We start from the raw sequence: 13533 nt of genomic DNA on the forward strand, positions 1-13533 counted from the left end.
CCTGGCGGGTGTAACTGTACTGCCATGTTTCACCATAAATAATCTATTCTTACGTTGGTTTCAACAAAATATCCGTGTGTCGCCGCAAGCTGGTCAGATTGTGGGCTGATGTCACTCCTATTCCTCTGATATACTCTCGATAATTTTTCAAACTCAATACCAAGCATGATCGCAAAAACTTTTTCCTCTGATGGCGCGTTAGGTAAGGCCATTCCGGGCTTTCAAGCTCGTCAGCCACAAATCGATATGGCGGAAGCCGTCAGCAGTGCGATCAAAGATCAAACCCAGTTGGTGGTAGAGGCTGGAACCGGAACCGGTAAGACCTTCGCCTACCTAGTCCCAGCGCTGTTGAGCGGTAAAAAAGTGATCATCAGTACAGGCTCGAAAAACTTGCAAGAGCAGTTGTACCATCGTGACTTACCGCTCATGGTCAATGCGCTTGGTTTTTATGGTCAAGTGGCGTTATTAAAAGGGCGTTCTAATTATCTGTGTTTGGATCGCTTGAGCCGCCAAATGGTCGAAAGCCATACTAATGAATCTGACCCGACGCTATTAACTCAATTGGTTAAAGTGCGTGCTTGGTCATCAGAAACCAAAACAGGTGACCTTGGTGATTGTGATGATCTGCCAGAAGACAGCATGATCATTCCAACCATCACTTCAACCAATGATAACTGTTTAGGTAAAGAGTGTCCGAGCTACACCGATTGCTTTGTATTGAAAGCGCGTAAGCGCGCCATGGATTCCGACATTGTTGTGGTGAACCATCACTTGTTTCTTGCTGATTTAGCGATCAAAGAAACAGGATTTGGCGAACTGATTCCAGAAGCCGATGTGTTTATTTTTGATGAAGCTCATCAGTTGCCAGATATTGCGAGCGAATATTTCGGCCAGTCAGTATCAAGTCGCCAAATTCACGATCTTGCCAAAGACATTGAAATAGCCTATCGCACCGAAGCAAAAGATATGCGCCAATTGCAAAAAGTGGGCGACAAACTCATGCAAAGCGCAATGGACATGCGGATTGTACTGGGTGAGCCTGGCTTTCGTGGCAACTGGCGTGAGGCGTTGCAATCAGGCTCTATTAAGCGAGAATTGTTGCGCTTAACTGATAGCCTCGAATTGGCGATTGATGTTCTCAAAATAGCCTTAGGGCGCAGTCAATTACTGGATACCGCCTTTGAACGTGCCAATTTGATCAAAGGCCGCATCGACCGGGTATGTGATGTCGGTATTACCGGTTACTCATACTGGTACGACACCTCGCCTCGTCATTTCGCTCTGCACATTACGCCTCTTTCTGTCGCGGACAAGTTCCATGAGCAAATAGAGATTAAACAAGGCGCGTGGATTTTCACGTCAGCAACCCTAGCCGTATCGGGCGACTTCAAGCACTTTACTGAGCGCCTTGGCCTCAAGCCTACAAAGCAATTTTCTCTGCCGTCCCCCTTTGATTATCAAAAACAAGCGCGCCTTTGTGTGCCAAGGTATCTGCCAGAGCCAAACAGTAACGGCTTAGCGGATAAGTTAGTCCGAATGCTTGCTCCGGTGATTGAAGAAAATGATGGTCGCTGCTTCTTTTTATGTACCTCGCACAGCATGATGCGTGAACTAGGTGAGAAGTTCCGAGAAGTACTTGAGCTGCCTGTGTTAATGCAAGGGGAGATGAGTAAGCAGAAAACCTTGGCAGAGTTTATGGAGCTGGGTAACGCTTTACTCGTGGCGACAGGCGCATTCTGGGAAGGGATTGATGTTAGAGGTGATGCGCTGAGCTGTGTTATTATCGACAAATTACCGTTTACCGCCCCTGACGATCCGTTACTTAAAGCCCGTATCGAGGATTGTCGATTACGTGGCGGTGAACCATTTGCTGAAGTACAAATCCCGGATGCAGTGATTACGTTAAAGCAGGGTGTAGGGCGATTAATTCGAGATCAGAAGGATCACGGTACGTTGATTATTTGTGATAATCGCCTCGTCACGCGAGACTACGGTGGTATTTTCCTCGGAAGCCTACCACCTATCCCAAGAACGCGAGACTTAGATGGAATCAAAGCATTCCTGAAAGCAGAACAATCTGTCACAGACGCAAGTGCTGAGGCATAACCCAATAAATGAGAGTTGTAGAGAGTTAAATGAGCGCAAAAATTCTTGCTATCGATACAGCGACTGAAAACTGTTCAGTTGCGTTGTTGGCTAATGATCAAGTGATTTCACGTAGCGCGGTTGCACCACGCGATCACACCAAAAAAGTACTGCCAATGGTTGATGAAGTACTTAAAGAAGCTGGCCTGACTCTACAAGAGCTAGATGCGTTAGCGTTTGGACGTGGTCCAGGTAGCTTTACTGGCGTTCGTATCGGTATTGGTATCGCACAAGGTTTGGCGTTCGGTGCTGACTTACCTATGATCGGCGTTTCAACGCTGGCTGCGATGGCTCAAGGTAGCCATCGTTTACATGGTGTGACCAATGTCGCTGTTGCCATTGATGCACGTATGAGTGAAGTTTATTGGGCGCGCTATTCTCGTCAAGACAATGGTGAATGGGTTGGTATTGATGAAGAGTGTGTTATTCCACCAGCACGTCTAACTGAAGAAGCACAGGCAGACGACAAAATGTGGACGACAGCAGGTACTGGTTGGGATGCATACCAAGAAGTATTAGCAGACCTACCATTTAATTTGACGCATGGTGAGGTTCTGTACCCTGATTCACAAGACATCGTGATTCTTGCTGAACAAGAATTTAAAAAGGGTAATACTGTGCCGGTAGAAGATTCTAGCCCAGTTTATCTACGCGATAATGTGACATGGAAAAAACTTCCTGGTCGCGAATAGTCCGTTTTTCATTAACCTGACAAAAAGCAGGGCGTTTGCCCTGTATTTTTATGGAGTGCTATGGCGTCGATTAATGGCTTGCCTCCTTCTTTGATTCCCGGTGCAAATCGCACTAATAAAGTCAGCAAAAAGAAGCAAGTAGATAAATCACAAACAAAGCAGCCTGTAGGTCAGCCTTCAAAGGTTGCTAACGCTGTGGCGCACTCCATAAAACACGTGGATGAGTCCCAAATTCACCGAGCTCAAGTGCAATATGACCTTCCTGAAGGGAGCGCACGTAAAGCAATGGAGCAGTACATGGATGTCATGAATCGAGCTAAAAAAGAGGAACTGGCTCAATTACTTGGTGTCGATATTTACGTGTGAGATCTCCCCTGCTTGGGGTTACTAATATTGAAAGGTGGTTTATGAAGGTTTTTGGACGGTTTTTTCTCGCATTATTTGCTACGGTTGGTTTGTCTGCGTGTAGCTCGTTGCCAGAGGAGCTAAATGCAAGCACAGAATTGGTCGTTACAGACTATAAAGCTTTTGCTGAGTCTCAGAGGCAAGTGAGTGAAGATGTTCGCCTTGGTGGAATCATCGCTAAAGTGGATAACTTTAAAGATAAAACCCGTCTAGAGATTGTAAACCTACCAATCAGTAAATCTGGTAAACCGGATATTGATGAAGAGCCTACGGGACGTTTTGTCGCCTATTTTGATGGCTATTTAGAGCCTGTCGCCTTTAGTGAAGGCCGTTTGGTGACGGTTGTAGGCAAAGGAGCAGGGGAAGAAGAAGGAAAGATCGGTGAGCACGGTTACATCTTCCCGATTATTAAGGGGGAAGGGTATCGTTTATGGAAAATTGAAGAACGTGTACGCATGTATGACTCGCCAACCTACTTTTACCCATGTTACTCGATTAACTGCCGCATGTGGCGTAATGATTTCCCACAAGACGGTAAAGTGATAAAACAGGTCAAATAATCTGCGATGCATGAGCGTCAATTCGAGCTTCCTGCCGGCAAAATGGCAGCCCTTGAGATAGGGAACGAGAAAACGGCTGACTTGTCAGTCGTTTTTCTTCATGGGTGGTTAGATAATGCGGGCAGCTTTAAAGCGCTCATGGAGCAGTTGAACCAACTTAATCCTCACTTACACCTCCTCGCCATCGATCATTTTGGTCACGGTTTATCGAGTCATAAATCTCACGATAATTATTACCCCTTTCACGACTATATTGCCGATTTGTATCAGTTTTTGGACGAATTATCACCAAACAGACTGATATTAGTAGGGCATTCACTTGGTGCTTTAATCGCAAGTTGCTATAGTGCTGCGTTTCCAGAGCAGGTCGAAGGTCTTGTGCAAATTGAGGGAGCAGGACCTCTTACTGAAGAGCCTATTAACAGTTTGCCTCGTCTTCGCGATGGCGTTTTAAGTCGAATAAGACAGCAAAACAAGCCAGAGCGAGCCATTGCCTCCTTCGATCTGGCGTTAAAATTACGCATGCAAGCCAACCAATTAACCGCTGAGCAGCTTCTACCGATAGTCGAGCGTGGTACAGAGCAGCGAGGAGATAAATGGTATTGGCGGCATGACGCCAAGTTAAAATGTGCGTCGCTTTACCGAATGGCGCAAGCGCATGCTAACTCGATTACCAGCCAAATACGTTGTCCTCATTTGATTGTATTAGGTGATCAAGGATTTCAGAATTTACCATCTAACCAAGCTGATTGGGGAGAGAACCCACCGCAAGTGGTTTCTGTCAAGGGTGGTCATCACTGTCATTTAGAGCAAATACTCGAGGTCGCAGCGCGAATTCTTGGTGTAGTTAACAAAATTTAAACAAGTGTTTGAGAGTTGCGTGCTCAAGCACGTTCGCTGTGCTGTAATAGCTTTCAAAATAAAAAGGACGCTATTTTTTAGCCAGTTATAAACGAGGAGTAACATCGTGGATAAACCATGGCTTTCACGTTATCCAAGTGACGTACCTGAAACCATTAATCCAGAGCAATATGAGTCTTTGGTAGAAATGTTTGAGCAGTCTGTACAAAAATATGCAGACCAACCAGCATTCATGAACATGGGCTCGGTTATGACCTTCCGTAAATTGGAAGAGCGTAGTCGCGCATTCGCAGCGTATCTGCAAAACGAGTTAAAACTGCAAAAGGGTGACCGTGTTGCTCTGATGATGCCAAACCTACTGCAATACCCAGTGGCGTTGTTTGGTATTTTGCGTGCAGGTTGTATCGCCGTAAACGTTAACCCACTTTACACTCCTCGTGAACTTGAACACCAATTGAATGACTCAGGTGCGACGACGATTGTGATTGTATCTAACTTTGCGAACACGCTAGAACAAATCGTCGATAAAACACCAGTTAAACACGTGGTGTTAACCAGCCTTGGTCAAATGCTGCCACGAGCGAAAGGTACGATTGTCGATTTTGTCGTGAAGTACGTTAAGGGCATGGTGCCTAAGTATGATTTACCTGGTGCAATCTCAATGCGTCAGGCTCTACGTAAAGGTCGTCGTCTACAATACGTTAAACCGTTTATGTCTGGGGATGACATTGCATTCCTGCAATATACGGGGGGGACGACAGGTGTCGCGAAAGGTGCGATTCTGACTCACCGCAACATGATTGCGAACGTTTTACAGGCAAAAGGCGCGTACGGACCGGTCTTATCTCCGGGGCGTGAATTAGTCGTGACAGCGTTACCGCTGTATCACGTATTTGCTCTTACCGTAAACTGTCTGCTGTTTGTCGAAATGGGTGGTCGTAACTTACTTATTACCAACCCTAGAGATATTCCAGGGTTCGTGAAAGAGCTACAAAAGCATCCGTTTACTGCGATTACGGGCGTGAACACCTTATTTAATGCTTTGATCAACAACGAAGACTTCCACGAGTTGGATTTCAGTAATCTACGTTTAGCCGTTGGCGGCGGCATGGCAGTGCAGCGCTCAGTGGCTGAAAGATGGCAGAAGACCACGGGTTGTTACCTACTAGAAGGTTACGGCCTAACCGAGTGTTCTCCATTGGTTGCGGCATATCCGCATGACCTTGTTGAATACAATGGATCGATTGGTCTGCCTGTGCCATCAACGGAAGTTCGCATTGTGGACGAAGAAGGCAACGCTCTTGCGAATACTGAAACTGGTGAGCTTCAAGTCCGTGGCCCTCAGGTTATGCAAGGCTACTGGCAACGACCTGAAGCAACGAAAGATACGATTAACGAAGACGGCTGGCTATCAACCGGCGACATTGTTAAGTTCGATGACGAAGGCTTCCTGCACATCGTTGACCGTAAGAAAGACATGATCTTGGTATCAGGCTTTAATGTTTACCCGAACGAAATCGAAGACGTTGTAGCACTACACGGCAAAGTCCTTGAAGTGGCTGCTATTGGTCAACCGCACGAAGTCTCTGGTGAATTAGTGAAGATTTATGTCGTGAAACGCGACCCGAGCTTGACCAAAGATGAAGTTATTACGCATTGTCGAGAACACTTAACTGGCTATAAAGTACCTAAGTTGGTTGAGTTCCGCGAAGACTTACCTAAAACCAATGTCGGTAAGATCTTGCGTCGTGTTTTACGCGAAGAGAATGACGCTGAACTTGCGAAGAAAAGCGCATAAGCCGATTTCGTCGAGTCGAGAGATTTAAAAAATGATAGAATGCCAGCGTTTTGCTGGCATTTTTTATAGCGAGAAGTATGTGAATTATCAAATTATTACCAAAAACAAAGACCTAGAAGAAGTTTGCATTCACGCCCGAGAGGCAGATGTAGTGATGCTGGATACCGAATTCGTCCGTATTCGCACTTTCTACCCGCAGTTAGGTCTGATTCAGCTTTTCGATGGTAATCGCCTCTCGCTGATTGATCCGACCGAATTAACGGATATGACGCCGTTCGTAGCGCTATTAAAAGATACTTCTGTGCTAAAAGTGCTGCACGCATGTGGTGAAGATTTAGAAGTTTTCCAAAACGCATTTGGTTGCACTCCATTCCCTATGGTAGATACACAGTTGATGGCGGCCTTTCTTGGTCACGGTCTATCAACAGGCTTCGCATCGCTGGTGGAAGAATATTTAGGCGTAGAGCTCGACAAAAGTGAATCACGTACTGACTGGATGGCCCGACCGTTGACGCAAAAGCAATTAGATTATGCTGCTGCAGACGTGCATTACTTATTACCGTTATACGAAAAGCTGTTCGATAAGGTGACGCAAGCAGGTTGGTGGGAAGCCGTACAACAAGAAAGTGATTTGTTGGTTTCAAAACGCATTCGCGTCACTAATGAGGAGAATGCCTACCTTGATATTAAAGGTGCTTGGCAGTTAAAACCTTCTGAACTGGCGATTTTAAAGCCATTGGCGACGTGGCGTTATCGTGAAGCAATCAAACGAGATTTAGCGCTGAACTTTATCTTCAAAGAAGGTGACCTATTAACAGTCGCTCGTCTTGGCTTAACGAACTTTAAGAAGATGGAAGCAGAAGATATTGATATCCGAGCGATTAACCGCCATGGCGCGAAGATTGCCGCGATTGTTAAACAAGCGAAGCAAACACCTTCTGAAGAGTATCCAGCGAAAATTGAACGCTTAATGGATTATCCAGGTTACAAACAAGTCTTCAAAAATATGAAAGACATAGTGAAATCGGCGTCGCAGAAGTCTGGCTTAGCGACGGAGTTCCTTGCTTCTAAAAAGCAGATTAATCAGTTGATCAGTTGGGTGTGGAAAAAAGATCGCGATCCAGAAGTGTTGCCTGACTTGATGCAAGGGTGGCGTTTGGATCTACTTGGCGACAAGATGAACAAAGCATTAAAGTAATAAAAGATTAAAAGGTTGGCCTCGGTGCCAACCTTTTTCGTTCTAATTAGAGTATTCGTCTCGCGAGAGAAACTGATTACTTCTCGTCGTCTGGTAGCTTCACATTGAGCTCAAGAACTGAGATATCGTCGTCTTTGTGCTCAAATGTTAAGTCAACCATATTTGGATCAATTGCCACGTACTTACTGATCACCTTCAAGATGTCCTCTTTCAATTGAGGTAAGTAAGAAGGCGCTGGATCATTTTGGCTGCGGCGCTCAGCAACAATGATTTGCAAACGCTCTTTAGCTAGATTCGCAGAAGTTTTCTTCTGTGGACGGAAAAATTCTAATAATGACATGTCTAGCCTCCAAAGAGTCGTTTAAAGAGTCCTTTCTTCTCCTCAGTAAGGAAACGAAATTCAACCTGATTGCCTAATAAGCGATCAACGGTGTCAGAATAAGCCATACCCGCATCGGTGTTATCGTCAAAAGTGACTGGAACACCTTTGTTTGACGCGTTAAGCACGGCTTGGCTTTCTGGAATCACGCCCAGTAGTGGAATATGTAAGATCTCCTCTACGTCTTCAACGCTTAGCATTTCGCCTTGAGTGACGCGAGATGGGTTGTAGCGAGTCAGTAGCAGGTGCTGTTTTACTGGCTCTAGCCCTTGTTCTGCACGCAGGGACTTAGAATCTAAAATACCGAGAATGCGGTCAGAGTCACGCACAGAAGAGACTTCTGGATTCGTTGTGACAATGGCTTCATCGGCGTAGTACAAGGCCATTAATGCGCCTTGCTCGATACCTGCTGGTGAATCACAAATAATGAAATCAAAGCCCATTTCATCAAGTTCGCCGAATACGCGCTGAACACCATCTTTTGTCAGTGCGTCTTTATCACGAGTTTGAGAAGCAGGAAGAATGAATAGGTTGTCCGTGCGCTTATCTTTGATCAGCGCTTGGTTTAATGTCGCTTCGCCGTTAATGACGTTTACAAAGTCATACACGACACGGCGCTCACAGCCCATGATTAGGTCGAGGTTACGCAAACCGATATCAAAATCGATCACCGCGGTCTTTTTTCCCTTCAGAGCTAGACCAGAGGCGATGGCTGCGCTTGAAGTGGTTTTACCAACGCCACCTTTACCAGACGTTACTACAATAATGCGTGCCATTTTTTTTCCTTTTTAGATTAAATCGCGAGAACTTCTAAATGCAATGATTCATCGGCTTTACTGATCATTACTTTCTTTTGCCAGTACTCGCTTTCAATTTGATCGCTTAACCAGTAGTCACCCGCAATGGATACCAGTTCTGCTTGTAAATCGTGGCAAATAATACGCGCTTCCTGCTGACCACTTGCGCCTGCAATCGCACGGCCTCGAAGTGTGCCATGGATATGAATAGAGCCGTCAGCGATGACTTCAGCACCAGCACTTACGTGCGCTAACACCACCAAATCACCATCTTTCGCGTAGATCTGTTGTCCTGATCGAACAGGCGTGCGAACTACTTTCGTTGGTGCCATTTTGGCAGGTGCTTGGCTTGGTGATTTGCTCGCCGACATAATGGCGAAGCCAGCTTCGGAAGCAAGATTTTGTACACGCTTGTCTTTACAGCCCGTTACACCGACCGGAATAAAACCAGCATCTGAGATGCCTTGTTTAAGCTTAGGGAAATCAATGTCGCCTTGTACTTTTGCTATATTGATTACCAAAGGCGCGGATGCAAAAAAAGAAGGTGCTTGAGAAACTTTTTCTTGCAAAAATTCGACAGTCTTTGCGATCTCATTGTCAGAAAGGTGTAAAACTGACAATGTAAAACTGCTACCTTTAAGGTCTGGTGAATGGGTCATCGTGGACTTCTTGCCTTTATTGAAAGAGCGTTGCCTTAAACTAGGTCTGTCATGTTATATTTCATCCTTTGACGCAGCAAGTTCTCTCGTGGGCAAATAGGTGAATTAATCTCAAATTTGCTATTAAGTTTGCGAGAATTTGACGTTTTCAACCTAATCCGCACTCAACGCGGCTAAATCAGCATAAAAGGCGTGTCATGCTTTGTTCTATTTATAAAAGCTCGAAAAAAGAAGGTACTTATCTCTATATTCCGAAAAAGGATGATTTTTCACAGGTTCCTGACACCTTAATGCAGATGTTCGGTAAGCCTATCGCTGTTATGACGATTAAACTTGATGGCCGTAAATTGGCACAAGTTGATATCGAAAAAGTGAAGGCTTCATTGCAAAATGATGGCTTCTTTTTGCAGGTTCCGCCTCCGCCGGAGAACCTACTAGAAAAGTACAAAGAACAAAAAGCCCAGCAGAAAGGCGAATAACGTCATCGTTTTTCATCTGGGATTTCTGCCTTGCTCAAGGAGGGCAATATGAAAAAAATACTGGCTACCATGCTTAGCGTTGGTGTGTGTACCTCGGCTTTTGCAAGTAGCGAGGGTTTCGATGAATACTTGAATAAGCTGCGTGCTGAAGCGCGTGATAAAGGTATCTCAGAGCAGGTCATTAGTGCTGCTTTTGCGAATGTTGAGTACAAGCCTCGAGCAGTAAAAGCGGACCGAAACCAACCAGAGAAGAAACTGACATTGGATGAATACATTCCTCGCGCGGTGCCCGAATGGAAGGTGAAGCAAGCCAGACAGCTCTATAAAGAGCATTACACCGAGCTAAAGCGTATAGGTGATGAGTACGGTGTGCAGCCTCGCTTTATCGTGGCGCTGTGGGGTGTAGAAAGTAACTTTGGTAAATTTACGGGTAACTTCAAAGTGATTGACGCGCTATCGACAATGGCATTTGAAGGTCGTCGTGAAGAGTTTTTCCGTAAAGAGACCATGTCGGCATTGCAGATCCTCGATCAAGGCCATATTGAACTAGAAAACTTTAAGGGGTCATGGGCTGGTGCGATGGGGCAATGTCAGTTTATGCCAAGCTCTTTTCTTCGTTTTGCCGCTGACGGCAACGGGGATGGTAAAAAAGACATTTGGCAATCTGAAGCCGACGTATTTGCATCAACCGCTAACTATTTGAGCAAGTCCGGCTGGGATGACAAATACACTTGGGGTCGCCAAGTGAAAGTTCCTAAAGGCATTGATCACAGCTTAGAAGGGCGCACGGCTGAAAAAGGTAAATACCTTCAGGAGTGGAGCAAACTTGGCATCACAAAATACGATGGTAGTCCGTTGCCAAAACTGGATGAAGACATCAAAGCATGGTTGATCATGCCGGACGACGAAAATGGTCGTACGTATCTGGTTTACAATAACTACAACGTACTGATGAAGTGGAACCGCTCTTACTACTTCGCACTCGCCGTGAGTCACTTGGCTGACCGAATCAAATACTGAGCTGTTATCAAATAATCATTTGGCATCCAGTATTCAATATGAGGGCTCTTCGGAGTCCTTTGTTTTTCCTATAATCAAATCGAGGTAAAGCGTGTTATCTGAACGTGCCGCACAAATGGTGATTTTCTCCGCTCTTCTTAAACATAAAAGCTTCACAGCGGCTGCAAAGAGCTTAGGCGTGTCGGTGTCTCATGTGAGTAAGCAGTTGAGTCAGCTAGAAGCGTCTCTTGGTATCAAGCTTGTTCAACGCACTACGCGAAGCTTTACGCCGACTGAGGCAGGAAAAACCTTTTTTCATCACTGTGAGCAAGTAGTACAAGCGGTGAGCAGTGCTACATTAGAGATGGAAACCCAGCGGGATGAAGTGGCAGGCTTAGTGCGTCTTGGTTTGTCGCAATCATTCGGTACCTTGCACATTATCCCTGCAATTCAAGAGTTGCGCGAACTGTATCCTCAACTTCAAGTGGAGGTGCATTTGTTTGACTATAAGGTCGATATGTTAGCCGAAGGGCTCGATTTATGGGTGACCAACAACGAGCATTTACCTGAAGGCTACATTGCGCAGCGTTTGACGGATTGCCAGTTTGTTGTTGCGGCATCGCCAGATTACTTATTGAAACATGACACGCCAACAGAACCGGATGACCTATCTGCTCACAACTGCCTCATATACAGAAGCTGGGAGCGTGACTATACGGGGTGGGCGTTTACCAAAGATCAGCAAGAATTGAACGTAAAAGTCTCGGGTAACTATTCAGTGGATCTGGCAGAAGCCGTTCGGGATGCAGCCATTGCAGGTTGGGGCATTGCCTACCTTGCCACTTACTTGCTGGGTGATGAGTTTAGGACGGGTAAGTTAATACAATTGTTACCGGATTGGAAAGCCAGCCAGTCGATGCCGTTTTATGCGGTGTATCCAAGCCGCCAACATATGCCCAAAAAAATATCCGCAGTGATTAACTTCATCAAACAGAAGATCGGTAACCCGTGTCATTGGGATCAACGTCTAGCGCCTTACATCTCTATTCCTAAGTAACAGGATCAATGACGGTATTGAACGGCACGTAAGGTGATTCACTTCACAAAAATTTTTCCAGAACTAGAAACATCTTTTCCATATAGAAATAATAAAAATAAGCAAACGTTTATATTTATATAATTCAATACCTTATAATTAAGGTCAATTATTGGGCGCTTAAACTTTTCACACTGTTAACATCCTCAACTTGCAGCATTTTGAGTCCACTATACAATCCGGTGCCTTCCATATCCCCTTCTGTCGGATTCATTTTATGAACTCAATTATTGGTATCGTAGCCATACTATTCGTAGCATGGCTACTTTCTACAAATAGAAAAAATATAAAGCTGAGAACAGTGTCGTTTGCGTTTGCTTTGCAGGTACTGTTTGCGTTGTTGGTTTTATATGTACCAGCAGGACGAGATGCGCTGAATTCAGTGAGCAGCGTAGTGTCGAATTTGATCAACTATGGTCAAGAGGGCATTGCGTTTTTATTCGGTAATTTGGCGACAGGGGGCTTCACCTTTGCGATCAATGTTCTGGGTATCATCGTTTTCTTCTCCTCTCTTATCTCAGGTCTTTATCACATTGGTGTGATGCCAAGAATCATCAACTTTATCGGTGGCGGTATTCAAAAGCTGCTGGGTATCGGTCGTGCGGAGTCTTTGTCTGCTACGGCGAATATCTTTGTTGGCACCATTGAAGCGCCATTGATGGTGAAGCCTTACCTAAAACACATGACTGACTCGCAGTTTTTTGCGGTGATGACAGGTGGTTTGGCATCAGTTGCTGGTGGAACGTTGGTCGGTTACGCATCACTGGGTGTCGACCTTAACTATCTTATTGCTGCTGCATTTATGTCGGCACCTGCGGGCTTGCTGATGGCAAAAATTTTAATGCCAGAAGATACGGATAAAGCAGCAGATATCGACATTAGCCAAGTTGAAATTCCACGTGCAACCAACGTAGTAGAAGCATTAGCCGATGGTGCCATGGCGGGTGTACGCATTGCTGTATCGGTAGGTGGTACGCTATTGGCTTTCATCAGTGTCATTGCAATGTTAAACGGCATGCTAGGTTGGATTGGTGACCTTGTTGGGACGCCACTAAGCTTCGAGCTGATCCTAGGGTATGTATTCGCACCTGTCGCTTGGTTATTAGGTGTACCATGGCAAGAAGCAACCACAGCAGGCTCGCTGATTGGTAATAAGATTGTGGTGAATGAGTTCGTTGCTTTCATCCAGCTTGCTGAAGTGAAGTCTCAACTCAGTGAACACTCACAAGCAATCGTGACGTTTGCTTTGTGTGGTTTTGCAAACATCTCAAGCATGGCGATGCTGATTGGTGGGTTGGGCTCATTGGTACCAGAAAAGCGTGCATTTGTTTCTAAGCATGGCTTCCGTGCGATTATCGCTGGTGTCATGGCGAACTTAATGAGCGCTTCTATTGCGGGCGTGATTTTAAGTCTGTAACTGAAATAGATATCAACAATTAGCAAAAAGGCTCCTTGCGGAGCCTTT

14 protein-coding genes are annotated in these 13533 nt (G+C 45.3%); 11 read left to right on the top strand and 3 right to left on the bottom strand.

The features are described from left to right. The first annotated feature begins 165 nt into the window (after positions 1-165). The 7 genes from D8S93_RS08135 to rnd all read left to right on the top strand — a co-directional run bounded on the left by D8S93_RS08135 (position 166) and on the right by rnd (position 7659). Positions 166-2106 carry an ATP-dependent DNA helicase gene (locus tag D8S93_RS08135; RefSeq protein ID WP_152812712.1) on the top strand — a complete coding sequence of 647 codons (1941 nt, stop codon included), beginning with the start codon at positions 166-168 and terminating at the stop codon, positions 2104-2106. 29 nt (positions 2107-2135) lie between these two features. Then, positions 2136-2837: a tRNA (adenosine(37)-N6)-threonylcarbamoyltransferase complex dimerization subunit type 1 TsaB gene (tsaB, locus tag D8S93_RS08140; RefSeq protein WP_005396049.1), complete on the top strand. Its 702-nt coding sequence runs from the start codon at positions 2136-2138 to the stop codon at positions 2835-2837. 60 nt (positions 2838-2897) lie between these two features. Further along, positions 2898-3203, top strand: coding sequence for a hypothetical protein (locus D8S93_RS08145; RefSeq protein WP_012842040.1), 306 nt, complete (start codon positions 2898-2900; stop codon positions 3201-3203). A 41-nt stretch (positions 3204-3244) separates the two neighbouring features. After that, on the top strand, positions 3245-3802 hold the full coding sequence (locus D8S93_RS08150) for a Slp family lipoprotein (RefSeq protein ID WP_152812714.1): 558 nt from the start codon (positions 3245-3247) through the stop codon (positions 3800-3802). 6 nt (positions 3803-3808) lie between these two features. Continuing rightward, complete coding sequence (locus D8S93_RS08155) at positions 3809-4663, top strand: alpha/beta fold hydrolase (protein WP_152812716.1); 855 nt, start codon at positions 3809-3811, stop codon at positions 4661-4663. A 106-nt stretch (positions 4664-4769) separates the two neighbouring features. Then, on the top strand, positions 4770-6461 hold the full coding sequence (gene fadD, locus D8S93_RS08160) for a long-chain-fatty-acid--CoA ligase FadD (protein WP_268979821.1): 1692 nt from the start codon (positions 4770-4772) through the stop codon (positions 6459-6461). 79 nt (positions 6462-6540) lie between these two features. Then, the gene (gene rnd, locus D8S93_RS08165; RefSeq protein WP_082244853.1) at positions 6541-7659 is read left to right on the top strand and encodes a ribonuclease D; all 1119 of its coding nucleotides are present in this window, start codon (positions 6541-6543) and stop codon (positions 7657-7659) included. A gap of 76 nt (positions 7660-7735) precedes the next feature. On the opposite strand, the gene minE is transcribed toward rnd, so the two are convergent. The 3 genes from minE to minC are packed head-to-tail and all read right to left on the bottom strand — an operon-like array spanning position 7736 to position 9494. After that, entirely contained in the window at positions 7736-7999 is a 264-nt protein-coding gene (minE, locus tag D8S93_RS08170) for a cell division topological specificity factor MinE (protein ID WP_005396037.1), read from the bottom strand. A 2-nt stretch (positions 8000-8001) separates the two neighbouring features. Beyond that, on the bottom strand, positions 8002-8814 hold the full coding sequence (minD, locus tag D8S93_RS08175; protein WP_005388331.1) for a septum site-determining protein MinD: 813 nt from the start codon (positions 8812-8814) through the stop codon (positions 8002-8004). Between the two features lie 17 nt (positions 8815-8831). After that, positions 8832-9494, bottom strand: a complete 663-nt coding sequence (minC, locus tag D8S93_RS08180) for a septum site-determining protein MinC (protein WP_005382304.1) — start codon at positions 9492-9494, stop codon at positions 8832-8834. Between the two features lie 197 nt (positions 9495-9691). On the opposite strand from minC, the gene D8S93_RS08185 reads away from it, so the two are divergent. From D8S93_RS08185 to D8S93_RS08200, 4 genes are all read left to right on the top strand, one after another. Beyond that, positions 9692-9973 (top strand): YcgL domain-containing protein, encoded by a 282-nt coding sequence (locus D8S93_RS08185; RefSeq protein ID WP_005382303.1) that lies wholly within the window; start codon positions 9692-9694, stop codon positions 9971-9973. A gap of 48 nt (positions 9974-10021) precedes the next feature. Further along, the gene (locus tag D8S93_RS08190) at positions 10022-10993 is read left to right on the top strand and encodes a lytic transglycosylase domain-containing protein (RefSeq protein WP_046874238.1); all 972 of its coding nucleotides are present in this window, start codon (positions 10022-10024) and stop codon (positions 10991-10993) included. Between the two features lie 91 nt (positions 10994-11084). Beyond that, positions 11085-12029, top strand: coding sequence for a LysR family transcriptional regulator (locus tag D8S93_RS08195; RefSeq protein ID WP_017634801.1), 945 nt, complete (start codon positions 11085-11087; stop codon positions 12027-12029). A 256-nt stretch (positions 12030-12285) separates the two neighbouring features. Then, positions 12286-13485: a NupC/NupG family nucleoside CNT transporter gene (locus D8S93_RS08200; protein WP_104969178.1), complete on the top strand. Its 1200-nt coding sequence runs from the start codon at positions 12286-12288 to the stop codon at positions 13483-13485. Positions 13486-13533: the final 48 nt, after the last annotated feature.

The organism is Vibrio sp. VGrn 2 (genome assembly GCF_009361695.1).
Taxonomy (GTDB): Bacteria; Pseudomonadota; Gammaproteobacteria; order Enterobacterales; family Vibrionaceae; genus Vibrio; species Vibrio diabolicus.